We start from the raw sequence: 23,933 nt of genomic DNA, 5'->3' as shown, positions 1-23,933 counted from the left end.
AATGGAGATGGTGCGCCTGAAGGATGCCATGGTCGAGGCCATGTTGCCCCACGCCGCTTTCGACGGCTGGTCGGAGGCCTCGCTGGCGGCGGCGGCGCGGGACCTTGACCTCGATCCGACCCTGCCCGCCCGGCTGTTTCCCTGTGGCGCCGTGGATGCGGTGGCTCATCTGACCGATCTGGCCGATCGCCGCATGGCGGAGGCCATGGCGGCCTCGGGCTTGGAGGGCCTCGGCCTGGGTGAGAAGGTGTATCGGGCGGTGCGGCTGCGCCTGGAACCCTGGAGCGAGCACCGCGAGGCCATGCGCCGGGCGGCCTCGCTGCTGTCTCTGCCCTCCAATATCGCTGTGGCGGGGCGGCTGACCTGGGCCAGCGTCGACGCCATCTGGCGGGCGGTGGGGGATTCCTCGCACGATTTTTCGTGGTATACCAAGCGCATGAGCCTGGGGGCGGTCTATTCCGCCACCTTGCTGTACTGGCTGGACGATCCGTCCGAGGGATGCGAGGACAGTTGGGCCTTCCTGCGCCGCCGCCTCAACGATGTGCGCAATTTGCCGAAGCTGCGTCAGAAAGTGGAAGGCTGGGTGTCCGGATTGAAGATGCCCGCCCGGCGCTGGGGCGTGCCGCAGCGCTGATCAGCCGGTCTTGCCCTTGCCGACCACGGCGATGATCTTTTCCTTCAGGGCGGGCGGCAGCACCGGCTTGGCCAGGAAGGCGTTGACGTTCAGTTCCTTGGCCCGCTCCACCGTGGTGGCATCGGTATGGGCGGTCAGCATGATCACCGGCATGGCGGTGCCGAACGGCTTGGCCCGCAGTGCCTTGACGAAGCCGAAACCGTCCACCGGACGCATCTGCACGTCGCAAATGACCACGTCGGGAAGGTCGCGCTCGGCCGCTTCCAGGCCGGAATTGCCGTCATGGGCCTCGACGATCAGGCCGACTCCCACCTGCTGCAGCATCTTCTTGACGATGGTGCGCACGAATTCCTGATCGTCGATGATCAGAATCTTCAGGGCACCAAGGTCGATGGCAGCGGTAGACGGCATTGGGGCTCTCCCACGGGCTGGCGATCTCGCCGGTTCATTGAAATCTAGCAGAACCGGCGAGAAAGCCAAAGGGGTGAAGACCTTATGAATTGGCCGCCAGTTGCTGGTCGGCGCTGGCGCGGGCACGGGCGGCGGCGCGCCCGGCCTCGAAGGCCTTTTGGTTGACCTCGACCATGGCGGGCTTCCTTTCGCGGAAGCGGCCGACGATCTGTTCCTCCAGCTCGGTGGCGGGGAAGGGCAGGAAGTCGGCGATGGCGCCCAGCATGATGGTGTTGACCAGCTTGAGGTCGCCCAATTCGCGGGCGATGGCGCCGGCATCGAAGTCGTAGACCGTCACGCCCGCCGCCCGCATCTGGGCCACCGGATCGTCGGGATACTTGAACAGTCCCATGGACACCACCGGCGGCACCAGCCGGATGGTATTGACCATGGCGATGCCGCCGGGCCGCAGCATGTCGGCCCAGCGCGAGCCTTCCGCCACCTCGAACGCCACCAGGATATCGGCGGTGCCCGGCGTGATGACCGGCGACCAGACGCGCTTGCCGAAGCGGACATGGCTGGTGACGACGCCGCCACGCTGGGCCATGCCTGCCACTTCCGACTTCTTGCAGTCGAAGCCCTTGGTGATGGCGGTCTGGGCCAGGATCTCGGCGGCGGTCATGACGCCTTGGCCACCGGTACCGCAGACCAGGATGTTGGTGATGACATCGTTCATTTCGTTTGTCCCTCAATCGCCGGGCGGGTGCTCGCGCACCCTTGGCTCCTCCGCTTCGCTCCGGGCGCCGCAATGGCGCCGCGCTCGCTCCGCTCGCTCAATTCAGTCTTCACTCGGCCACCGCGACGGGCTTGGCCAGTACGATGGCCTTGGGTCCGCAGGATTCGACGCACATGTGGCAACCGGTGCACATGGCGGTGTCGATGGTGGTGAATTTCAGCTCGTTGGTCTTGCCGTCGGGTCGCAGCTTGCTTTCCGAGCGCTTCACGGTGATGGCGGGACAGCCCACATTGATGCAGTTGCCGCAGCCGGTGCAGTCCTCGTCCACCACCCGGTAGGGCTCGATCTTGTGATAGAACTCGGACAGGACGCAGGGCCGGTCGGTGATGATCACCGACGGGCCGGGGGTCTCGATCTCCTGCTTGATGGTCTTGAACACCACCGGCAGCTGATAGGGGTCGATCTTGCGGATGCGCTCGGGCGCGACGCCCAGGGCTTCCACCAGCTTGACGAAATCGACGCGCGGCGCGTCGTCGCCCTTGAGGCCCTTGCCGGTTCCGGCGTGGTTCTGGCCGCCGGTCATGCCGGTGGTGCGGTTGTCCAGGATCAGGGTGGTGACATTGCCGCGGTTATAGACGATGTCGAGCATGCCCTGCATGCCCATGTGCAGGAAGGTGGAATCGCCGATGACGGCCACCACCGCCTTGTCCTTGGTCTCTTCCGAGCGCGCCTTGTCCATGCCGAGCGCGATGCCCATGGAGGCGCCCATGGAAATGGTAGTGTCCAGCGCGTTCCACGGATGCCCGGCGCCCAGGGTGTAGCAGCCGATATCGCCGGAAATCTGCACCTTCTTGCGCATGCGGGCCAGCGAGTAGTAGACGCCCATATGGGGACAGGCGGCGCACATGGTCGGCGGCCGGGGGAAGGGGTCGAATTTCGGATAGGTCGAGGTCGGCGGAATGGGCTCGCCCAGGAAGGTCTTGATGGCTGGGATCAGCACGTTGGGGGTCAGCTCGCCCAGGCGGGGCAGCAGGTCCTTGCCGTGGATCGTCAGCAGCCCGGCGGCCTTGATGTCGTGTTCCAGCAGCGGCTCGGTTTCCTCGGCCACCACCAGGTGGTCGACCTGGGCCGCCAGCTTCTCCACCAGGGCCATGGGCACCGGATAGGAAAAGCCCAGCTTCAGCACCGGCGCGTCGGGGAAGCTTTCCCGCACATGCATATAGGCGGGACCCGAGGTGACGAAGCCGACCCGACGGTCGGAGCCGGGCTCCAGCACGTTGAGCGGGGAGACTTCCGCCAGGGCCTGCAGCTTGCCCTCGCGGGCGATCTGGTCGGGCAGGCGACCCTTGGCATTGGCCGGGGTCATGACCCAGCGCCGGGCGTCGGACTTGAAGCCGGTGATGTCGTGGGCGGCGCGCTCGCCCACCTGCACCACCGCCTTGACATGGCAGACGCGGGTGGTCAGGCGCAGGATGACGGGGGTGTTATAGGCCTCCGACAGTTCGAAGGCGTATTTGGCCATCTCGTAGGCTTCCTGCGAGTCGGCGGGCTCCAGCAGCGGCACATGGCCGAAGCGGCCCCAGAAGCGGGAGTCCTGTTCATTCTGGGACGAACTCATGCCGACATCGTCGGCCACGGCGATGACCAGGCCGCCGACCACGCCCGCGACCGTGATGGTCATGAAGGCGTCGGAGGCGACGTTGAGGCCCACATGCTTCATGGCGCAGAACGAGCGGGCTCCCGACATGGAGCCGCCGATGGCCACTTCCAGGGCCACCTTCTCGTTGACCGACCATTCGGCATAGAGATCGGGATACTGGGACAGGCTTTCCAGGATTTCGGTGGACGGCGTGCCGGGATAGGCGGCGGCGACCTTGGCGCCAGCCTCCCAGACACCCCGGGCGATGGCGTCGTTACCGGACAACAGAAGACGTGACTGCGGCTTCGCCTTGACGGCAGCGGACATGGAAAGCTCCTACCCTCTCATCCTTGGACCAGTTCCGCGGTCCGGGTGGTATCGCCCCCGGTCTCGGCGGAAGGGCTAGACCCTACCATCGGTGCGGACCGAATCGGAAGCGGAATGCGCATTCCCGGCGCACCAATGCATATCTGTGCGATACCGGGATTGTTGAATTCTGTATCACATCCAGCGGCCATCATGGGTCAGCCGTCCCAACTGTTCCAGGGCGATGGCGTGCACCGCCCTGGCGGCGATGGACAGCGGCCGGTCGGCGGAATGGGCCAGCGAGATGGTCCGCTCGATCTCGGGCGCCACGATGGGGATGCAGACCAGCCCCGAGGCTTCCGGGCCGCTGCGGGCATAGCGTTCTGACAGCACGGTATAACCGGCGCCCTTGGCCACCAGCGCCTTGATCTGTTCCAGGGCGTCCACCTCCACCACCACATGCGCAGAGGTTCCCATCGAGGCGGCGGCGCGCTCCACCTCGACCCGGAGGCCGTGGGGATGGCCGGGAAGGATCAGGGGCAGTTCCAGGGCGGCCGCCAGCTCGATGCGGTCGCGCCCGGCGGCGGTTTCGTCGCCCTTTGGGGCCACCAGCCCCAGCCGCTCGCGGGCGACGAAGCGGGTGGCGAGTCCGGGGGGCGGCTCGGCCCCGAACACCAGCGCCATGTCCACCTTGCCCGACGACACCCATTCCAGCATGTGGCCCGACAAGCCTTCCACCACCCGCAGCCGGATGGCCGGATAGCGGCGGCGCACATCCATCACCAAGGGGGCCGTCAGCATGGGGCCGAGCGAGGTGGGAATGCCGATCACCGTTGGGCCGGAGGGCGCGGCCTCCAATCCCCGGATCTCATCGCGCAGGCCCGAGACCTGATCCACCAGCATGGCGGCGCGCAGCGCCAGACGCTGGCCGCTTTCGGTGGGGACCACGCCCCGGGCGGTGCGATGGACCAGCGGGCAGCCGATTTCCTCTTCCAGGCGTTTGAGGTGCAGGCTCAACGCCGGTTGCGCCACCCGCAACGCCTCGGCGGCCCGGGTCAGCGATCCGTGTTCGACGATGCCGAGGAAATAGCGCAGTTGTCGGATATCCATGCCTGATCATACCAAAAAGATATGGCGGGATGGAGTTCCATATGGTCCGGACATGAAGCGGGGGGACCGCCCCCTGTGGCGCGTCCCCCCGGGCTGTCCAATCCGGACGGCGAGGCTGTTACTTCCAGCCCGCTTCCTTTTCACAGGCCTTCATCTCGGCCGGGTGGGTCTTTTCCCACTGGGTAATGGTCTTGGTTTCGTTGTCGTCCATCTTGTTGTTCATGCAGGTGCAGTACTTGGCGACGATCTCGACCGACACCTTGGCATCGGAATTGTCGCTGATGCACTTGGCGACCCACTTGGTGTCGTCGGCGCCGGCGAAGGCGGCGGTGGACGCCAGGGCCAGCATTCCGGCGGCAAGAACGGCAGCGAACATCTTCATGGTATACCCCTCCATGGTGGGGCGCCAGTCAGGTGACTGGCGGATGAACCCCAGGCCATGAACTCAATGTAGGCCTCAAGGGCTAGATCGAAAAGATGCATTAATCATGAAAGAGGGGCCGGAAGCCATGTCGGCTTCCGGCCCCTTGGCGCGGGTCGGTGAAAGGGGGGGGGAGACGACCTGCGGAGGGGCCCTTAGTCCAGGCGGCGCCAGAACGACAGGCGCTGCGAGGGGACGAAGCCACACCGCGCCATGAAGCGCAGCAGGTCGAAGCTGTTCCAGCTGACCTGCGTCTGGACCTTCTCGACGCCCAGGGACGACAGGTTGGTCAGCAATTGGCTCAACAGGGCGCGGCCGACATTATGGCCGGAATAGGCCGGGTCGACGCCGATGGTGTCCAGGATGGCGGTGGCCTGGGCGCGGCCGAATTCGCCGTATTCGGTCCGGGCCATGACGAAGCCCGCGAACATGCCGTCCAGCTCGGCCACCAGGGAGACGCGGACGCCGGATTCCTTGGTGACCTCGGAAATCTTGCGCTTGTAGTAGCCCGAGCGGTCGCGGCGCATGACCTTGCGGTCGATGGACACGATATAGGGATAGTCGGCCTCGGTCAGCGAGCGCACCGGCACCCGGTCACGCGACAATGCGGAGAAGTCGTCGCCCGAGGGGTCGGACAGGTCGACCTCGTCGCTGTCGCGCACCTGCTGGGCCAGCGGGGCCTCGAAATCCGAGACGTCGTCCGTGCCGCGCTCCAGGACGATACGGGGGGCCAGTTCGAACCCGGCGGACTGGAAGAAGCGGGTGATGCCGTGTTCGGTCCAGTCGGCCTGGGTGACCAGTTCGCGGATGCCGCGCTGCTTCATGGCGGCCTCGACCGCCGCCATCAGCTTGCGCCCCAGGCCGTTGCCGCGCTGGTCGGGGTCGACACCAATGGTCTCGACCACGCCCACCGGGCCGGTGCCGCCGAATTCGCCGTCCAGGATATGGGCCAGGACATAGCCCTTCAGCACCGGGCCGTCGGCGGCGGCGATGGAAACGAAGCTGGTGGGCTCCGCCGTGGCGGCGGCCATACGCTTCTCGTGGTAATTGCGGCGGGGTGCCCCCGTCAGGCGACGATCAAGCTCGATCACCCGCTCGATGTCGGCACTCGTGATATCGCGGATAGTGGTGCTCATGGAACTCGCGAACCTCCCGATCTCTAGGTGCCGTTCCGAAGGTGTAGGGGGCGCCGACACTTGACGACTCCCCTGGGCGGGCGGTACCTTGTTAAATGAATAATTCGGTACGATAATACCGAAATACAAACGCCGGTCAAGAGGGGGTTGGAATGAAGTGGGAATTTCCGGGTCGGGTCGCGGTGGTCACCGGCGGCATGCGCGGCATCGGGCGCACCATCGCCGAGGGGCTGGCCGCCGGTGGGGCCGAGGTTCACGTCTTTGACCGCGAGACCGGCGACCTTCCCGCGGGCATGACCGCCCATGCGGTGGATGTGTCGGAGTCCGCCAGCGTCAACGCCGCCTTCGCCGCCATCGGCAAGCCGGTGCATCTGCTGGTCAACAATGCGGGCATCACCCGGGACCGCACCTTGCTCAAGATGAGCGACGACGAGTGGGCCTCGGTCCTGACCGTCAATCTCACCAGCGCCTTCAACACCATCCGCGCCGCCGGTCCCGGCATGGTCCAGGCCGGGGTGGGGCGGATCGTCAACATGATTTCCATCAACGGGTTGCGCGGCAAGATGGGCCAGGGCAACTACGCCGCCTCCAAGGCGGGCATGGTGGGGCTGACCAAGACGGCGGCCAAGGAACTGGGGCCGAAGGGCGTGACCTGCAACGCGGTGGCGCCGGGCATGGTGCTGACCGAGATGACTCTGAAGCTGGACCAGCAGTTCCGCGATCGTGCCCTGGCCGAGGCGGCGCTCGCCATCCTGCCCGATACCTCGGACATCGCCAACGCCGTGCTGTTCCTGCTGTCGGACGCGGCGCGCTGCATCACCGGCGAGGTGATCAAGGTGGATTCGGGCCAGTATATCTGACCCCCCGCCTATGGCGTCCCCTCATCTTCTATGACGGAGGTGGGTGCTTTTCTTGCGAAGCCACCAGGGGCAGTGTTGCCGAAAGGTTGCTCCTGGGGGCGGGAGAATGCGCCGTTCCGCCCTTGCCGTCATCGCCGGGCCGCCAAGGTGTTCGACAGCCTGACCGTGGACGTGGCCGATGTGGCGGCCGCCGCCACCGTCCTGTCCAAGGCGGTGCGACCCAGCGCCCAAAATCTTCGATCGTCGCTTATTTCGCCACAATCTCCCGCCACGCTGATGGTCTGGGCAAAGCAATTTGTTAAGCCCTCCTGGCTTAACATAGGCCTGCGCAGATGTTGGCGAGAGGGACGACACAATGTGGTCTTTCGCTTCTTCCATCGCCGTCTCGGGCGGTTCGTCTGGCCCCTTGGCTGTCCCTTGCGGGCCGCGCATGGCTCGCCTGCGGAAATCTTCGCGGCCCCCCCGTGACTTTGGCCGTCCCAATCCAAACATAAGCAATAGGGCGCGATCCGCCGCCCTTGGATCGCATCTCTGCATGGAGTGATGATATGGCTGCCACCGAAGATATCTTCACCCGATACTCGCGAGCCTACGAAACCCGCAAGGAAGTCGATCTTTCCCTGCTGGACTATCTGGAAGGCTGCCGCATTGATCCCATGATGTACGCCTCGGCGGCCGAGCGCATGATTGCCGCCATCGGCGAGCCCGAGATCATCGACACCGCCAAGGACGCAAGGCTGTCCCGGGTGTTCATGAACCGCACCATCAAGGTCTATCCCGCCTTTTCCGACTTCTACGGCATGGAGGAGACCATCGAGCGCATCGTCGGCTATTTCCGCCACGCGGCGCAGGGGTTGGAGGAACGCAAGCAGATCCTCTACCTGCTGGGGCCGGTGGGCGGCGGCAAGTCGTCGCTGGCCGAGAAGCTGAAGGCGCTGATGGAGGTCCATCCCATCTATGTGCTGAAGGCGGGAAAGGAAATCAGCCCGCTGTTCGAAAGCCCGCTGGGCCTGTTCGACGCCGAGACCATGGGGCCGATGCTGGAAGACAAGTACGGCATTCCCAGGCGCCGCATCCCCGGCCTGATGAGCCCCTGGGCGGTCAAGCGCCTGGAGGAGTTCGGCGGCGACATCGCCAAGTTCAAGGTGGTGAAGCTGTTCCCGTCGCGCCTGAAGCAGATCGCGGTATCCAAGGCCGAACCCGGCGACGAGAACAACCAGGACATCTCGACCCTGGTGGGCAAGGTCGACATCCGCAAGCTGGAAATGTTCAGCCAGAACGATCCCGACGCCTATTCCTATTCGGGCGGGTTGAACCGCTGCACCCAGGGCCTGCTGGAATTCGTCGAGATGTTCAAGGCCCCCATCAAGATGCTGCATCCGCTGCTGACCGCCACCCAGGAAAGCAACTATATCGGCTCGGAAAATATCGGCGCCATGCCCTTCCTGGGGACCGTGCTGGCCCATTCCAACGAGGCGGAATGGCAGACCTTCAAGAACAACCGCAACAACGAGGCCTTCATCGACCGCATCTGCGTCATCAAGGTGCCCTATTGCCTGCGGGTCGCCGAGGAACAGAAGATCTATGACAAGCTGATCGACACCTCGGAACTGGAGAGCGCGCCCTGCGCCCCGGGCACCCTGGAAATGCTGTCGCGCTTCGCCGTGCTGTCGCGCCTGCGCGAGCACGAGAACTCCAACCTCTATTCCAAGATGCGGGTCTATGACGGCGAGAACGTCAAGGAGACCGACCCCAAGGCCAAGCCCATGCAGGAATACAAGGACGCGGCGGGCGTCGACGAGGGCATGGACGGCATTTCCACCCGCTTCGCCTTCAAGGTGCTGTCGTCGACCTACAACTACGACACGTTCGAGGTCTCGGCCGATCCGGTCCACCTGATGTATGTGCTGGAACAGGCCATCCGGCGCGAGCAGTTCCCCGAGGACACCGAGAAGAAATACATGGAGTTCATCAAGGGCGAGCTGGCGCCCCGTTATGCCGAATTCATCGGCAACGAGATCCAGAAGGCCTATCTGGAAAGCTATCACGACTACGGCCAGAACCTGTTCGACCGCTATGTGGACTATGCCGACGCCTGGATCGAGGACCAGGACTTCAAGGACCCCGATACCGGCCAGATGCTGGACCGCGACCTGCTGAACCAGGAACTGTCGAAGATCGAAAAGCCGGCCGGCATCGCCAATCCCAAGGACTTCCGCAACGAGGTGGTCAAGTTCGCCCTGCGGTCTCGCGCGGCGCAAGGCGGCAAGTCACCGTCCTGGACCTCCTACGAGAAGATCAGGGAAGTGATCGAGCGCCGCATGTTCAGCCAGGTGGAGGAATTGCTGCCCGTCATCAGCTTCGGCTCGAAGAAGGATTCCGACTCGGAGAAGAAGCACTCGGAATTCGTCGAGCGCATGATGAGCCGCGGCTACACCGAACGCCAGGTCCGCCGACTGGTGGAATGGTATATGCGGGTCAAGCAGGCGGGGTGATGCATTGATGTGGCCCCCCCACCCCGGCCCTCCCCCACGAGGGGGGAGGGAGGAGCGGGAGGCCGGCGAACGAAGTGAGGAGTTGCGGGCAAGGCCCGGCGCGCCTTGTGGCGCGGGAGCCAAGGGGCCGGAGGCCCCGCCCGGCGATTGAGGGACTATAACAGCCATGAACGTCATCGACAGACGCCTCAATCCCAAGGGAAAAAGCCTCGCCAACCGGCAGAGGTTCCTGCGCCGCGCCCGCGCCCAGATTGTCAAGGCGGTGCGCGACGCCTCGGGGTCCCGCTCCATCCAGGACATCGCCAACGGCGAGAAGATTTCCATTCCCATGGATGGGCTGCGCGAGCCCAGCTTCCACCGCGCCGCCAAGGGCGGTATCCGCGACTATGTGGTGCCCGGCAACAAGGACTTCGTTGTGGGCGACCGCATCAAGAAGCCGGACGAGGACGGCGGCGAGGGCGGTGGCTCGGAAGGCAGCCCCGACGGCGAGGGCCAGGACGATTTCGCCTTCGTGCTGTCGCGGGATGAGTTCCTGGACATCTTCCTCGACGACCTGGAACTGCCCGATCTGGTCAAGAAGAAGATGAAGCAGACCGAATCCACCACCCCCATGCGGGCGGGGTATTCGGTCACCGGCTCGCCCGCCAATCTCAACATCGTGCGCACCATGCGCAACTCGCTATCGCGGCGCATCGCCCTGAAGCGGCCCAAGCCCGAGGAACTGGCCGCGCTGGAGGCCGAGATCAAGCGGCTGGAGGAAACCGGCGAGGACCCGGAACGGCTGTCGCTGCTGCGGGTGGAGTTCGACCATCTCGCCTCGAAGATCAGGCGGGTGCCCTATATCGACCCGCTGGACGTGCGCTATTCCCGTTTCGAGCACGTGCCCAAGCCGGTGACCCAGGCGGTGATGTTCTGCCTGATGGACGTGTCGGGCTCCATGACCGAGCATATGAAGGACCTGTCCAAGCGCTTCTTCATGCTGCTCTATCTGTTCCTGTCTCGGCGCTACCGCCATGTGGACGTGGTGTTCATCCGCCATACCCACGAGGCCGAGGAGGTGGACGAGGAGACCTTCTTCTATTCCACCGAAAGCGGCGGCACGGTGGTCTCCACCGCCCTGGTGGAGATGAGGAAGGTGATCGACGAACGCTATCCCCCCGCCGACTGGAACATTTATTGCGCCCAGGCCTCGGACGGCGACAATACCTCGGCCGACAACGCCAAGACCGCCTCGCTGCTGGAAACCAGTATCCTGCCGCTGTGCCAGTATTTCGCCTATGTGGAGGTGGGGGCCGAGTACAAGGACTGGCTGGGCCGCGATTCCGACCTGTGGCGCACCTATAAGGAATTCGCCCGGGCGGGCGGCAATTTCGCCATGCGCCGGGTTCGGGTGCGCAGCCAGATCTTCCCGGTTTTCAGGGACCTGTTCTCGAAGGAGCGTAAAGACAACGCCGCCTGGGAAGCGGGGGGAGAGGCGCCATGACCGAGACTCCCCTGTTCACCGGCGCCGATTGGGACTTCGAGAAGATCCAGCGGGTCTATGACGCCGTCGAGCAGATCGCCAAGGCCGAGCTGGGGCTGGTGACCTATCCCAACCAGATCGAGGTGATCACGGCGGAGCAGATGCTGGACGCCTATTCCTCCATCGGCATGCCGCTGATGTACAAGCATTGGTCGTTCGGCAAGCATTTCGCCCGCGACGAGACCCTGTACCGCAAGGGCATGCGGGGCCTCGCCTACGAGATCGTCATCAATTCCAGCCCCTGCATCAGCTACATCATGGAGGAGAACTCCATGGCCATGCAGACGCTGGTGATCGCCCACGCCGCCTTCGGCCACAACCACTTCTTCAAGAACAACGGGCTGTTCAAGCAGTGGACCGACGCCAAGGGCATCCTGGACTACATGGAATTCGCCAAGGGCTATGTCGCCCATTGCGAGGAGCGCTACGGCCATCAGGCGGTGGAAAAGGTTCTGGACGCCGCCCATGCCCTGATGAGCCACGGCGTCCACAAATATCCCAGGAAGCGGACTCCCGACCTGCGCGAGGAGGAAAAACGCGCCGCCGAGCGCTATGCCTATCAGGAAAAGATGTTCAACGACCTGTGGCGGACGGTACCCAAGCCCGCCTCGACCCAGCAGGGCTCGAAGGAACTGGCCGACCGCAAGCGCCAGTTGGGCCTGCCGGAAGAGAATATCCTGTATTTCCTGGAGAAAATGGCCCCAAAGCTGGCGCCGTGGCAGCGCGAGCTGATCCGCATCGTGCGCAAGATCGCCCAGTACTTCTATCCCCAGAAGCAGACCAAGATGATGAACGAGGGCTGCGCCACCTTCGTTCACTACACCATCTTGACCCGCCTGCACGAGATGGGGCTGCTGACCGACGGCGCCATGCTGGAAATCCTGCATTCCCATTCATCGGTGGTGTTCCAGCCCGATTTCGATGACCGCCGCTATTCCGGGCTCAATCCCTATGCGCTGGGCTTCAACATGATGAGCGACATCCGCCGCATGTGCGAAAGTCCCACCGACGAGGATCGGGAGTGGTTCCCCCATTTCGCGGGCAACAACGACCCCTATGGCACGCTCCGCCAAGCCTGGGCCGACTACCGCGACGAAAGCTTCATCCTGCAATACCTGTCGCCCGCCCTGATCCGCAAGATGAAGCTGTTCAAGATCCACGACGAGGCCGAGGCGCCCGATATGGCGGTGACCGCCATCCACAACGAGCGTGGCTATCGCGAGGTCAGGAAGGCCCTGGCGCGCAGCTATGACGTGGCCCATCTGGAGCCCGACATCCAGATCGTCGATGTGGACCTGGCGGGCGACCGTCGCCTGATCGTCCACCATCTGGTGGAAAGCGGCATGCTGCTGAACGAGGTCGAGGCGGTCCGTGTGCTGCGCCACATCGCCAATCTGTGGGGCTACGAGGTGCGGCTGCTGGAAATCGACCCCGCCACCGACCGGGTTCTCAAGACCTATGACGACGTGGCGCCCATCACCGCGTTGTGATGAGCTGTTTTTCAGGCTTGCAGGTCGGTGGCTTCATAGGGGGCTCGCCGCTCTATATCGAGGATCGAGGCCAGGGCGCTGACGGCCTATTTGCCGATGATCACTTCGGAAGACTTGATGATGGCGGACACGGAGTCGCCAATCTTCAGGTCCAGATCCTCGATCGCCTCGACCGAGACCAGCGATGTGATGAACTGGCCGCCCACATCCATCTTGACCTTGGCCATCACTTGGCCCTTGGAAATGTCGACGACCTTGCCCTTCAGGGCATTGCGGGCACTAAGTTTCATGGAAGTCTCCAATGAAGCCAGGCGGGAAGTCCGCCAGAGATGTTGATTATCTTTGCAATGGACTTGTGGTCAAATGTAATCGATATGCATGATGCGGATATGTGATGTGCATTTTGTCGTTATATTGTCGACCAATACGCCTTCATTGATTTTATCGTTATGTCTTCTGCGGTTATATCCCTGCTTTTGAACCATGTATTTTTATCGTCATATCCTTCTTGTCTTGTTTGGGTAGGCGGAATGTCTGCGGTTCCCGTGGAGTCGTGATCCGCACGATCCCGGCCGGGATGAGGTTGCCTTCTGCCCCGTTGCGTTATATACACTAACTACATATCAGGTGAGTGGCAGGAGGATCCCGATGTTTTCAGTGCGTGTCCGTGGGTTTGTTGTCGGCCTCGTGCTGACCTTGTTGGCCGCCGAGGCTCGGGCCGAAACCGTGGTGGTGTTCGCCGCCGCCTCATTGACCAATGCGCTGAACGAGATCGGCGAGGCTTACACCGCCCGGACAGGCAACAAGATGGTGCCGTCCTATGCCGCCTCGTCGGCCCTGGCCAAGCAGGTGGAACAAGGGGGGCCGGGCCAGGTCTTCGCTTCCGCCGACCTGAAATGGATGGATTATCTGGCCGAGAAGAAGCTGATCAATCCCGATACCCGCTTCAACCTGCTGGGAAATACCCTGGTGCTGATCGCGCCGCTGGATTCCAAGCTGGACAGGCAGGAACTGACCCCCAAGACCGATATCGCCACCCTGGCGGGGCCGGGGCGCATCGCCACCGGCAATCCGGATTCCGTTCCGGTGGGGCTCTACTTCAAGCAGGCCATGGAGAAGGCCGGGCAGTGGCAGGCGGTGTCCGCCAAGGTGGCGGGCGCCGATTCGGTGCGGGCCGCCCTGGCCTTCGTCGAGCGTGGCGAGGCGCCGCTGGGCGTGGTCTATGCCACCGATGCCGCCGTGTCCAAGAAGGTCAAGGTGATCGGCGTCTTTCCCGAAAGCATGCACGAACCCATCGTCTATCCCTTCGCCCTGATCAAGGGCAAGGAAACCCCGGCGGCCAAGGCGCTGCTGGACCATATCCGCAGTCCCGAATCCAAGGCCGTCTTCGTCCGCTATGGCTTCAAGATCAACTGACCCCGTTGCGGGAGAGGGGGGAGGGGGCGAAAGCAGGTGCTTGGCGATGGCGGCGCGGACGCTTATGTCTATACCAGCTTTCCCCCTGGCCGAGGATGATGCCAGTTCATGAGTCCGGCACTTGCTCCTCCCTTGGACCGAATGGTCTATGACCGCCTGATGGCGGGCGATGGCGCCATGGACGAGCCCGACCGCCATGTCCTGGCCTCGGTGATCGCCCTTGCCGTTGCGGAAGCCGGGCATCCGCTGGCCGAGGCGGTGGGGCTGCCCGGTCCCATGCTCCAGCGCATTCTCGACCATGCCTTTTCCGGCGCCTATGCTCCCGGCGAGTTGCTGGACCCCGAGGCGTCCTGTGGCGAGGACGCCATCGAGGAACCGGATTATCGGCAATTGCTGCTGGACGGACGCGCCAATGGCGCCGAGATCGAGGACTGGCTGGCCCGAATCGTCGCCCGACGCTCCCTGCGGCCCGAGCATCTGTGGATCAGCCTGGGGCTGCGGAGCCGCAAGGAGCTTTCGGACATGCTCCACCGCCATTTTCCCACGGTGGCGGCCCGCAACACCCAGGGCATGCGGTGGAAGAAATTCTTTTACCGCGAGATGTGCCAGGCCGAGGGGGTCTATGTCTGCAAGTCGCCGGTCTGCGACGTCTGCCCCGATGTCAGCCATTGCTTCGGGGCGGAGGAGTGACGCCGCCCGCCGTGATCCGACCGGCGATTCCCGATGATGCCGCCGTCATCGTCGGCCTGATCACCCGCCTGGCGGCCTTCGAGCGTGCCCCCACCGCCGTGACCCTGTCCGAAGCGGCGGTGCGGCGCGACGCTTTTGGACCCCATCGCCGCTTTCGGGTGCTGCTGGCCGAGGCCGACGGCGCGGCCTGCGGCATCGTCACATTGCTGGATACCTATTCCAGCTGGGCCGGGGCTCCTGCCATGACCGTGCACGACCTGTTCGTGATGGAGGCGGCGCGCGGCCAGGGACTGGCCCGACGCCTGCTGGCCGAAGCGGCGCGGCTGGCCCTGGCCGAGGGGTGCGCGCGGCTGGACGTCAACGTCCTGGCCTGGAACGAGTCGGCGCGGCGGTTCTATTCCTCGGTGGGATTCGCGTCGCTGGCGGACTGGCTGCCTTATCGCCTGGATGCCGAGGGGCTGACGGCCTTAGCCGACAACCGATGACTTGGGCAGGGTGAAGCGGAAGGTCGTCCCTTCATCGGGCAGGGACTCCACCCAGATCCGGCCGTGGTGATGCTCGATGATCTTGCGGCACGAGGCGAGGCCGATGCCGCTGCCGGGATACTGGTCCTGACTGACCAGACGCTGGAAGATCTGGAACAGACGCTGGTGATCCTCGGGGGCGATGCCGATGCCGTTGTCGGATACCGAGATTTCCCAGTCGGCCTCCGCCTCGCGGCATTGGATGCGGATATGGGGCGACCGCCCCTCGGCCTGGAATTTCAGCGCGTTACCGATCAGGTTGCGGAACAGACGTTCCAGCTCGGTGTCGCTGCCCATGACCGTGGGCAGGTTGGTGGGGATCTCGATCATGGCGGCGCTATCGTCGATGGCGCCCTGCAGATTGGCGATGGCGTGTCCGACAACCTCATCCAAGGCCACCGCCGTCATCTCGACCGTGTCGCGGCCGATACGCGAATAATCCAGCAGGTCGATGATCATCCGGTCCATGCGCTTGGCGCCATTGACGGCAAAGTCGATGAAGGCCTGCTCGTCTTCGTTCAGCCGCCCTGCCAGATGGCGCTCCAGCAGGGTCAGGTAGGAACTGACCATGCGCAGGGGCTGGCGCAGATCGTGGGACGCCACATAGGCGAAGCGTTCAAGCTCGGCATTGGATCGCTTCAGGTCGAGTTCCAGGGCCTTGCGGCTCGAGATATCGCGGGTCACCGCCAGATGCACCCGGCGTCCGTCAAAATCCATGGGGACGGCATGGGTTTCCAGCCAGCAGCGGGTGCCGCGCAAGCCGATGACCTCGAATTGAAGTTCCCTGGTTTCACCCGCCATGACGGCCTGGTGCATCTCGCTGAAGGCCTGCCGATACTCTGGCGCGACCACTTCGATAATGTGGCGGCCGACCAGTTGCTCTTGTGACACCGCCTCCACCATTTGCAAGCCCGCGGGGTTCATCTGGATCAGCGCCCCATCGCCATCCACCAGTTTGATGCATTCGGGCTCGTTGCTGACCACGGCGCGCAACTGGGCTTCGCTGTCGCGCAACAGGGCCTCGGCCCGCTTGCGTTCCAGCAGACTGCGACGGAAAGACTCCACGGCGGCCCACATGGCGCCGATCTCATCCCGTGGTGGGGCGGTGGGAACCGGAATGGTGGTGTTGCCATCGGCCAGGGCGGCCAGGCTGGACTGGATGCGCTGCAGCGGCCGCAGCAGGCGGCCAAGGATCACGTATAGCGTGGCCACGGACAGCAAGGTCACGCCGATGGCGACCGCCGCCTGAACCAGCAGCCGTTCGCGGGCACGGCTGGCATTGGCGATGCCGAAGGCGGCGGTTTCCTTGGTGGCCACCTTCAGGAATGCGGCGATGGAATCCAGGGCGGGGACCGAGGCCTTGGTGAATTCGGCGACGCTCCAGGGTTGGGGCTGGCCGGTCAGGCTGGCCTGGATCACCTGATCCTCCAGCGGTCGGAACCGGACGAAGAATTCGTGTCGAACGGTGTCCAGCGCCTCTGTCAGATTGGGGCTGTCGGCCCGGCTGACTTCCCGTTGCAACTCCCGCCACGAGGTCTCGCCCCGCCCCCGCAGCAACATGGCCGAGGACAGGGCTTGGGAATCCAGTGGCTTGCCGCTCAAACTGGTGGCATAGCGCGACGATTCCAGCCCGAAGGCATCCCGGACATTGAAGGCCTGCAGCTTGATCCGGGTGAAAAGGCGAAACACGGCGGTGAAGCGGTCGACCTTCAGTGTTTCGTTGGCAATGAGGTCGGTGATGGAATCCAGCAGAGTGGTCTGCGCCCTGACCCAGCGATCCGGCAAGTCGGTTGGTCGCTGGCCACGGGGAAGCGCGAAAGCCTGGTCCGCCTCGATCCGCAAGGCCGTGACCGCCGCGTAGTCCACGCGAATCCGCTCCAGTTCGGGATTGGGGGACATGTCAAAATGGCGTATTCCCTCGGACAGCGCGTCATCGGCCGCCTTTCGCCTTTCGGTCAGGAAGGCGCGGTTGTCATCGCTGATGGGGCCGGGGCCATTGAGCACCACATTGGTTCGCCCCCGCTCGAAGGCGAAATTCTGTGCCGCTTGCAGCAGGCTGTCGATGGCGCTGTTGGCTGCCAGGACCTGGCGAGCTGCCTGATAATTTCGCCAGGTCTCGACGAAATCAGAGGACAGCATCCCCATGACAACCAGCAACAGGGCCGCAACGATCGATGTCGCCCAGAAGCGAATCGCTCTCATGGTCTCGTCCCAGGGTGACGGGTTGGGGGCGCGCTCTGGCCCAAAGAAGCAGCATCTCGTCAGAGATTAGAAAGTGTCCACATTATTTGACAATGTCGTGACAGGGTAAAGCGGAGATTTTCGTCAGCGGCTCAGCGGCGGGACAATCCCCCCGTGGACAGGATGAAGGCGGTGATCTCATCCAGCCCCTTGCCGGTCTTGAGGTTAGAGAACAGGAACGGCCGCATCCCCCGCATGCGGGCGGCATCCCGTTCCATGACCTCCAGGCTGGCGCCCACCAGCGGTGCCAGATCGATCTTGTTGATGACCAGCAGGTCGGAGCGGGTGATGCCGGGGCCGCCCTTCCTGGGGATCTTCTCGCCCGCCGCCACGTCGATGACATAGACGGTGATGTCCACCAGTTCGGGGCTGAAGGTGGCCGACAGGTTGTCGCCGCCGGATTCCACCAGGATGATCTCAAGGCTGGGGAAGCGGGCCAGCATCTCGTCCACCGCCGCCAGATTGGCCGAGGCGTCCTCGCGGATGGCGGTATGGGGGCAGCCGCCGGTTTCCACTCCCATGATGCGCTCGGGCGCAAGCGCCCCGGAGCGGGTCAGGAATTCGGCATCCTCGCGGGTGTAGATGTCGTTGGTTATAGCGGCGATGTCGTAATGATCGCGCAGGCGCTTGCACAGGGCATCCATCAGCGCCGTCTTGCCCGAGCCCACCGGCCCGCCAATGCCAACTCGAAACGCGGTCATGATCGGAACAGCCTCGTATATTGGGTTTCGTGGGACATGGAGCACCAGTCGAGCACCGGCACGCAGGCGCCGCGATCGGCGGGCGGGCGGGCGAGGGCGGCGGCCACCGCCTGTTCCACCAGGGGTTCCATGGCGGCCATGGCGCGCTGGCCGTCGGTCTGGCCCAACGGCACCAGCCGCACCAGGGCCGAGACCAGATTGGCGCAACTGGCGTGCAGGAAGGCGGCCAGCGCGTCCTCGGCCGCGATTCCGGCCCGCTTCGCCGCCACCGCCACCGCCACGCAGTAAGCCGGACGGCGGTCGGTGGTCTTCAGCCGGGCCTTCCACAGCTCCAGCCAGGGATCGGGCCAGGCCGCAGCGACCGCCAGCAGGAAGGCCGCACCCTGGGCGGCGGATTCCTGGGCCAGTTCACTGGTTCCGCGCCAGGCATCGGCCAGATCGACCACGGCGTCCAACTCCTGGTCGGACTGCGCATCGTAAGCAGCCAGGAACAGGTCGGCATCCAGCCGGGCGCCGCCGTCGCGCAGCACGGTCGAGACCCAGTCCAGCGCCTGGGGCAGGTCGCGGATCAGCCCGGCCTCCACCGCGTATTCCAAGCCATGGGAATAGGCGAAGGAGCCCACCGGGAAGGAGGGCGACAGCCAAGCCATCAGGCGCAGCAGGGATTTCATCCCCACCTCAATGTCGGTTCGGGCGCCGCCAGCAGTCCATGGGGATCATAGGCGCCGGGTTCGGGCTGGAAGGGGGCGCGCAGGCGCCTGACCTCGGCGCCCAGCCCCTCGACCATGGCCAGCAGCACCGGATCGGCTTCCACCCGCAAGCCGCCGCCCGGCAGGATCTGCACCGGCACATGGCGATTGCCCACATGCCAGGCGATGCGCGCCGCCAGTTCCGGGGTGGCGGCATGGATGTCGGCGACGCCCTCGAAAGCCGCCACCACCAAGATGACGCCGCCGCCCTCCAGCGCCAGGCCGTCGCCGTCCTTCAGATGCACGGCGCTGACGAGGTCTAGCAGGAATTCGCCGCCCCGGTCGTCGGTCATGCGGATGCGCCGCCGGTGGCGGTCATGGGCGGTGAGCGTCACCGTGGCGAGGGTATCGGCGAAGCCTCCGGCGGGCAGGACCTGGGTGGCGCGGCGCATGGCTATGCCCCCACCCTAACCCTCCCCCACCCAAGGCGGGGGAGGGAGGAAGACACGTCGCATGCCCTCTCCCGGCTTTGCCGGGGGAGGGAGGGACCCGCGCAGCGGGAGGGAGGGGGCCTTCCTTGCATTCACCCCTCCTAGAACAGAAAGTATCGCTGGGCCAGCGGCAGTTCCGCCGCCGGGTCCGAGGTGAGCAACTGGCCGTCGGCGCGGACCTCGTAGGTTTCGGCATCCACCTCGATCTCCGGGCAGGCACCGTTATGGACCATGGAAGCCTTGGTCAGTCCCCGGGTGCCGGTGACCGCCAGCAATTGCCGCGACAGGCCCAGCCTGCGGCCCAGATCGGCCTCCAGCCCCGCCTGGGAGACGAAGGTGACGGAGCTTGCCTGCAAGGCCCGGCCGAAGGCGCCGAACATGGGACGGTAATGCACCGGCTGCGGCGTCGGGATGGACGCATTGGGATCGCCCATCAAGGCGCAAGCGATACTGCCGCATTTCAGCACCAGGTCGGGCTTGACCCCGAAGAAGGCGGGTTTCCAGATCACCAGATCGGCCAGCTTGCCCACCTCCACCGAGCCCACATGGGCCGAGATGCCATGGGTAATGGCGGGGTTGATGGTGTATTTGGCGATATAGCGCTTGGCGCGAAGATTGTCGTTGGCCCCCTCGCCGGGCAGGGCGCCGCGCTGCGCCTTCATCTTGTGGGCGGTTTGCCAGGTCCGGGTGATGACCTCGCCGATGCGGCCCATGGCCTGGGAATCCGAACTCATCATGCTCATGGCGCCGAGATCGTGCAGCACGTCCTCGGCCGCGATGGTTTCGCGCCGGATACGGCTTTCGGCGAAGGCCACGTCCTCGGGAATGCGGCTGTCCAGGTGATGGCAGACCATCAGCATGTCCAGATGCTCGTCGGCGGTGTTCACCGTGAACGGCATGGTGGGATTGGTCGATGACGGCAGCACATGGGCGATGCCGCACAGCTTGATGATGTCGGGGGCATGGCCGCCGCCCGCGCCCTCGGTGTGGAAGGCGTGGATGGTGCGATGCTTGAAGGCGGCGATGGTGTTCTCGACGAAGCCGGATTCGTTCAAGGTGTCGGTATGGATGGCCACCTGGACGTCGAAGCGCTCGGCCACGCTCAGGCAAGTATCGATGGCGGCGGGGGTGGTGCCCCAATCCTCGTGCAGCTTCAGGCCGCAGGCGCCGCCCCGGATCATCTCCTCCAGCGCCTCGGGCCGGGCCGCGTTGCCCTTGCCGAAGAAGCCGAGATTGACCGGGATGCCCTCGGCGGCCTGCAGCATGCGGCCCAGATGCCACGGCCCCGGGGTGCAGGTGGTGGCGTTGGTGCCCTCGGCCGGGCCGGTACCGCCGCCCAGCAAGGTGGTGACGCCGGAAGACAGCGCATCCTCGGCCTGTTGCGGGCAGATGAAATGGATGTGGGAGTCGATGCCGCCCGCGGTGACGATGCGGCCCTCGCCCGCGATGACCTCGGTACCGGGGCCGATGACGATGTCGATGCCTGACTGGATGTCGGGATTACCGGCCTTGCCGATGGCGCTGATGCGCCCGTCCTTCAGCCCGATATCGGCCTTGACCACCCCCCAATGGTCCAGGATCACCGCATTGGTGATCACCGTGTCCACCGCCCCTTGGGCGCGGGAGCGCTGCGACTGGCCCTGGCCGTCGCGGATGACCTTGCCGCCGCCGAACTTGACCTCCTCGCCATAGGTGGTGAAGTCCTTCTCCACCTCGATGACCAGATTGGTGTCGCCCAGCCGGAGTTTGTCGCCGGTGGTGGGGCCGAACATGGCGGCATAGGCTTTGCGGTCGATGCGAAATGCCATGGCTCAGCTTCCTTTATGAGACACGAATGAACACGAATAAACACGAATGGACGTCATCGGCGCACCCGCTTCATTTCCAATTTCGGCTTTCCAAAATTGAACAACATCCCCACTAGGAGGCCGCTTGCCCGCAAGTAGTTGAGAACTTGTCCGGTATGGCTGCGATCCAAGGACTCGATGGCTTTCAACTCTACGATCACCGTGTCCTCGACGACCAAATCCGCCACATAGGTTCCGATCTCGTCGCCCTTGTAGTGTATGACGAAGCGAACCTCCTCTTCGGCCTTCAAGCCCCTGAGATGAAGTTCCTTCAGCAAGGCTCTGCGGTAAACGGCTTCAAGAAAGCCTGATCCCAACACGTTTGACACTTCAATGGCCGCGCCGATAATCCGGCTGGTCGCATCCTCGATGGCGGGAGGAAGCGGCGGGATGCCATATCCGTGTTCATTCGTGTTCATTCGTGTCGCCAATCCTATTCCTCGACCAGCTTGCCGTTGACCCGGCCGTTGAAGCCCCAGACCTCGCCGGACCCGGCATAGGCCACCAGGGTGACCTCGCGGGTCTGGCCGGGCTCGAAGCGCACCGCCGTGCCCGCCGGGATGTCCAGGCGATGGCCCCGGGCCTTGTCGCGGTCGAAGGACAAGGCCGCGTTGGTCTCGAAGAAATGGTAGTGGCTGCCCACCTGGATGGGCCGGTCGCCGGTATTGGCGACGCTCAAGCTCACGGTGGGGCGGCCCTCGTTCAGCACGATCTCGCCCGGCGCGGTGATGATCTCGCCTGGAATCATGGCCTGGGCTCCTTCAGCGGATCGGGTTGTGGACGGTCACCAGCTTGGTGCCGTCGGGAAAGGTGGCTTCCACCTGGATGTCGTGGATCATCTCGGCGATGCCCTCCATGACCTGTTCACGGCGCAGGACATGGGCGCCCTCGCTCATCAACTGGGCGACCGAGCGGCCGTCGCGCGCGCCTTCCACCACGACATCGGTGATCAACGCCACCGCCTCGGGGTAGTTCAGCTTGACGCCGCGCTCCAGCCTGCGGCGCGCCACCATGGCGGCCATGGCCACCAGCAGCTTGTCCTTTTCCCGAGGGCTGAGATTCATGAGCTATATCTCCCAAAGTCGCGGCAGTCTTCTCGGCAGTCCCGCCGCCTCATGGCGCAGCATCGCCCAGGCGGCTCCGAAGCTCTTGCGCAGGCGGGCGGCGTCCCTGTCGAGCCAGCGGGCGATCACCAGACCGGCCACCACGGTGGCGCCCGCCCGGCCGTCATAGTCGGCGAGGCCGTCGCGGATCAGGTCGCGCAGCCGCTCGGGCGCGGGCGCGGCCAACACCAGGGTGGCGCAGGCATTGGCGCCGTCGAACCCGGCTGGGGCATCCAGCTTGGCGGCGATGTCGCCATCCAGGTGCAGGGCGTCGGCCCAGATCAGGCGGCCGTCGCGCCGGACGTCCCAGGCATCGCGCAGCAGGCCGTGGCTCAGGCGCTCGCCCCGGGCGGTGCGGCCGAACACCAGCATTTCGCCCGCCAGGGCGCGGGCATCGGCGGCAAGGTCGAGGCGGGTGGTCCGCCGCAGCCGCGAGCCGTCGAAGGCGATGGTCTCCTGGGGCAGGAATTCCAGCCACGACCCCGATCCGGCGGCCAGGGCGATCTCCACCTCGGTATCGGGGCCGGTGGAGCGGTAGATCTTCTCGGCGGCCGAGGCCACCACCAGCCCGGCGCCGCCATCGTCCACCGTCACGCTCAGGTCGAGGCGGTCGCCGCCCGCCAACCCGCCCGAGGTGGTGACCAGGGCGGCCTGGGGCGGCTCGCCATCGGGCGGGGTGGGGAACAGCGCGCGCAGCGGCGCCTGCTGGAACAGATGGGCCAGCCGGTCGCGGCCGAAGGTGATCTCGGCTTTTCCCCGCATGCGGGCAAGGCTGGGTTCAGACGGTGAGGTAGCGTCTAACATCATCCTCGACCATGCTGGCGGCTTGACCGGACAGGACCACTTCGCCGCGGTCCATGACGGCGAAATCGTCGGCCAGTTCCTTGGCGAAGTCAAAATATTGCTCCACCAGCAGCACCGCCATGTCGCCCCATTCCGTGAGCTTGGCGTCGGCCAGCAGGCGGATCACCCGGCCGATATCCTTGATGATGGAGGGCTGGATGCCCTCGGTGGGCTCGTCCAGGATCAGCAGGCGCGGCCGGGTCACCAGGGCGCGGGCGATGGCCAGCTGTTGCTGTTGCCCGCCCGACAGGTCGCCGCCGCGACGGCCCAGCATGGTTTTCAGCACCGGGAACAGCTCGAAAATCTCGTCGGGGAGGCTGCGCCAGGCCCGGGGCAGGGGGGCGAAGCCGGTTTCCAGGTTCTCACGGACCGTCAGGCGGGCGAAGATTTCGCGGCCCTGGGGCACGAAGCCGATCCCGGCCCGCGCCCGCTGATGGGCACTCATGGCGGTGATGTTCTGCCCTTCCCAGGTGATGGCGCCCTCCCTGACCGGCTGCAGCCCCATGATGGCGCGCATCAGGCTGGTCTTGCCGACGCCGTTGCGGCCCAGCACGCAGGTGACGCGGCCGGGTGCGGCGGAGAGCGAGACGCCGCGCAACGCATGGCTGGCGCCGTAATAGAGGTTGATGTTCTCGACCTTGAGCATGTC

The 23,933-nt window shown here is 64.9% G+C and carries 25 protein-coding genes; 8 read left to right on the top strand and 17 right to left on the bottom strand.

All coding sequences use genetic code 11. The features are described 5' to 3' along the window. The first annotated feature begins 1 nt into the window (after position 1). On the top strand, positions 2 to 634 hold the full coding sequence (locus A6A04_RS18105) for a COQ9 family protein (protein WP_068495434.1): 633 nt from the start codon (positions 2 to 4) through the stop codon (positions 632 to 634). On the opposite strand, the gene A6A04_RS18100 is transcribed toward A6A04_RS18105, so the two are convergent. From A6A04_RS18100 to A6A04_RS21970, 6 genes are all read right to left on the bottom strand, one after another. Further along, the gene (locus A6A04_RS18100; RefSeq protein ID WP_068495432.1) at positions 635 to 1,045 is read right to left on the bottom strand and encodes a response regulator; all 411 of its coding nucleotides are present in this window, start codon (positions 1,043 to 1,045) and stop codon (positions 635 to 637) included. 82 nt (positions 1,046 to 1,127) lie between these two features. Next, positions 1,128 to 1,760, bottom strand: coding sequence for an indolepyruvate oxidoreductase subunit beta (locus tag A6A04_RS18095; RefSeq protein WP_068495430.1), 633 nt, complete (start codon positions 1,758 to 1,760; stop codon positions 1,128 to 1,130). A gap of 109 nt (positions 1,761 to 1,869) precedes the next feature. Next, positions 1,870 to 3,726, bottom strand: a complete 1,857-nt coding sequence (locus A6A04_RS18090; RefSeq protein WP_068495428.1) for a thiamine pyrophosphate-dependent enzyme — start codon at positions 3,724 to 3,726, stop codon at positions 1,870 to 1,872. Between the two features lie 174 nt (positions 3,727 to 3,900). After that, positions 3,901 to 4,815 (bottom strand): LysR family transcriptional regulator, encoded by a 915-nt coding sequence (locus A6A04_RS18085; RefSeq protein ID WP_068495426.1) that lies wholly within the window; start codon positions 4,813 to 4,815, stop codon positions 3,901 to 3,903. Positions 4,816 to 4,933: 118 nt separating this feature from the next. Continuing rightward, positions 4,934 to 5,197: a hypothetical protein gene (locus A6A04_RS18080; protein WP_068495424.1), complete on the bottom strand. Its 264-nt coding sequence runs from the start codon at positions 5,195 to 5,197 to the stop codon at positions 4,934 to 4,936. A 194-nt stretch (positions 5,198 to 5,391) separates the two neighbouring features. Beyond that, positions 5,392 to 6,372: a GNAT family N-acetyltransferase gene (locus A6A04_RS21970; RefSeq protein ID WP_082915042.1), complete on the bottom strand. Its 981-nt coding sequence runs from the start codon at positions 6,370 to 6,372 to the stop codon at positions 5,392 to 5,394. A 152-nt stretch (positions 6,373 to 6,524) separates the two neighbouring features. On the opposite strand from A6A04_RS21970, the gene A6A04_RS18070 reads away from it, so the two are divergent. The 4 genes from A6A04_RS18070 (at position 6,525) to A6A04_RS18055 (ending at position 12,739) form a co-directional block, all read left to right on the top strand. Next, the gene (locus tag A6A04_RS18070; RefSeq protein ID WP_068495422.1) at positions 6,525 to 7,232 is read left to right on the top strand and encodes an SDR family oxidoreductase; all 708 of its coding nucleotides are present in this window, start codon (positions 6,525 to 6,527) and stop codon (positions 7,230 to 7,232) included. A gap of 548 nt (positions 7,233 to 7,780) precedes the next feature. Continuing rightward, entirely contained in the window at positions 7,781 to 9,727 is a 1,947-nt protein-coding gene (locus A6A04_RS18065; protein ID WP_068495421.1) for a PrkA family serine protein kinase, read from the top strand. A 166-nt stretch (positions 9,728 to 9,893) separates the two neighbouring features. Then, on the top strand, positions 9,894 to 11,210 hold the full coding sequence (locus A6A04_RS18060) for a YeaH/YhbH family protein (RefSeq protein WP_068495418.1): 1,317 nt from the start codon (positions 9,894 to 9,896) through the stop codon (positions 11,208 to 11,210). Further along, complete coding sequence (locus tag A6A04_RS18055; protein ID WP_068495416.1) at positions 11,207 to 12,739, top strand: SpoVR family protein; 1,533 nt, start codon at positions 11,207 to 11,209, stop codon at positions 12,737 to 12,739. Before A6A04_RS18060 ends, A6A04_RS18055 begins: the two co-directional genes overlap by 4 nt. Before the next feature lie 86 nt (positions 12,740 to 12,825). Here A6A04_RS18055 and A6A04_RS18050 read toward each other — a convergent pair whose 3' ends face one another. After that, complete coding sequence (locus tag A6A04_RS18050) at positions 12,826 to 13,029, bottom strand: TOBE domain-containing protein (protein ID WP_068495415.1); 204 nt, start codon at positions 13,027 to 13,029, stop codon at positions 12,826 to 12,828. A 358-nt stretch (positions 13,030 to 13,387) separates the two neighbouring features. Between A6A04_RS18050 and modA the strand changes: the two genes are divergently transcribed. The 3 genes from modA (at position 13,388) to A6A04_RS18035 (ending at position 15,330) form a co-directional block, all read left to right on the top strand. Continuing rightward, positions 13,388 to 14,155, top strand: coding sequence for a molybdate ABC transporter substrate-binding protein (gene modA, locus A6A04_RS18045; RefSeq protein ID WP_068495413.1), 768 nt, complete (start codon positions 13,388 to 13,390; stop codon positions 14,153 to 14,155). Positions 14,156 to 14,263: 108 nt separating this feature from the next. Next, positions 14,264 to 14,845 carry a nitrogen fixation protein NifQ gene (locus A6A04_RS18040; protein ID WP_068495411.1) on the top strand — a complete coding sequence of 194 codons (582 nt, stop codon included), beginning with the start codon at positions 14,264 to 14,266 and terminating at the stop codon, positions 14,843 to 14,845. Continuing rightward, entirely contained in the window at positions 14,842 to 15,330 is a 489-nt protein-coding gene (locus A6A04_RS18035) for a GNAT family N-acetyltransferase (protein WP_172822813.1), read from the top strand. Before A6A04_RS18040 ends, A6A04_RS18035 begins: the two co-directional genes overlap by 4 nt. On the opposite strand, the gene A6A04_RS18030 is transcribed toward A6A04_RS18035, so the two are convergent. From A6A04_RS18030 to urtE, 10 genes are all read right to left on the bottom strand, one after another. Further along, positions 15,313 to 17,571, bottom strand: a complete 2,259-nt coding sequence (locus A6A04_RS18030) for a sensor histidine kinase (protein WP_082915040.1) — start codon at positions 17,569 to 17,571, stop codon at positions 15,313 to 15,315. The genes A6A04_RS18035 and A6A04_RS18030 overlap by 18 nt on opposite strands. Positions 17,572 to 17,702: 131 nt before the next feature. After that, entirely contained in the window at positions 17,703 to 18,311 is a 609-nt protein-coding gene (gene ureG / locus A6A04_RS18025) for an urease accessory protein UreG (protein ID WP_068495405.1), read from the bottom strand. Further along, on the bottom strand, positions 18,308 to 18,982 hold the full coding sequence (locus tag A6A04_RS18020; protein WP_068495403.1) for an urease accessory protein UreF: 675 nt from the start codon (positions 18,980 to 18,982) through the stop codon (positions 18,308 to 18,310). The genes ureG and A6A04_RS18020 overlap by 4 nt, the downstream gene beginning before the upstream one ends. After that, positions 18,979 to 19,452 carry an urease accessory protein UreE gene (locus A6A04_RS18015; protein ID WP_068495402.1) on the bottom strand — a complete coding sequence of 158 codons (474 nt, stop codon included), beginning with the start codon at positions 19,450 to 19,452 and terminating at the stop codon, positions 18,979 to 18,981. Before A6A04_RS18015 ends, A6A04_RS18020 begins: the two co-directional genes overlap by 4 nt. 140 nt (positions 19,453 to 19,592) lie before the next feature. Continuing rightward, positions 19,593 to 21,299, bottom strand: coding sequence for an urease subunit alpha (gene ureC, locus A6A04_RS18010; RefSeq protein WP_068495400.1), 1,707 nt, complete (start codon positions 21,297 to 21,299; stop codon positions 19,593 to 19,595). A 53-nt stretch (positions 21,300 to 21,352) separates the two neighbouring features. Next, positions 21,353 to 21,757: a GxxExxY protein gene (locus tag A6A04_RS18005; RefSeq protein WP_068495398.1), complete on the bottom strand. Its 405-nt coding sequence runs from the start codon at positions 21,755 to 21,757 to the stop codon at positions 21,353 to 21,355. Positions 21,758 to 21,771: 14 nt separating this feature from the next. Continuing rightward, the gene (locus A6A04_RS18000) at positions 21,772 to 22,086 is read right to left on the bottom strand and encodes an urease subunit beta (RefSeq protein ID WP_068495396.1); all 315 of its coding nucleotides are present in this window, start codon (positions 22,084 to 22,086) and stop codon (positions 21,772 to 21,774) included. Positions 22,087 to 22,099: 13 nt separating this feature from the next. Next, positions 22,100 to 22,402, bottom strand: coding sequence for an urease subunit gamma (locus tag A6A04_RS17995; RefSeq protein ID WP_068495394.1), 303 nt, complete (start codon positions 22,400 to 22,402; stop codon positions 22,100 to 22,102). 3 nt (positions 22,403 to 22,405) lie between these two features. Continuing rightward, entirely contained in the window at positions 22,406 to 23,203 is a 798-nt protein-coding gene (locus A6A04_RS17990) for an urease accessory protein UreD (protein WP_082915039.1), read from the bottom strand. 16 nt (positions 23,204 to 23,219) lie between these two features. After that, the gene (gene urtE / locus A6A04_RS17985) at positions 23,220 to 23,930 is read right to left on the bottom strand and encodes an urea ABC transporter ATP-binding subunit UrtE (protein ID WP_068495390.1); all 711 of its coding nucleotides are present in this window, start codon (positions 23,928 to 23,930) and stop codon (positions 23,220 to 23,222) included. Positions 23,931 to 23,933: the final 3 nt, after the last annotated feature.

The sequence above is a fragment of the Paramagnetospirillum marisnigri genome (assembly GCF_001650715.1).
GTDB classification, from domain to species: domain Bacteria; phylum Pseudomonadota; class Alphaproteobacteria; order Rhodospirillales; family Magnetospirillaceae; genus Phaeospirillum; species Phaeospirillum marisnigri.
This window is presented reverse-complemented; position numbering and strand designations above follow the sequence as displayed.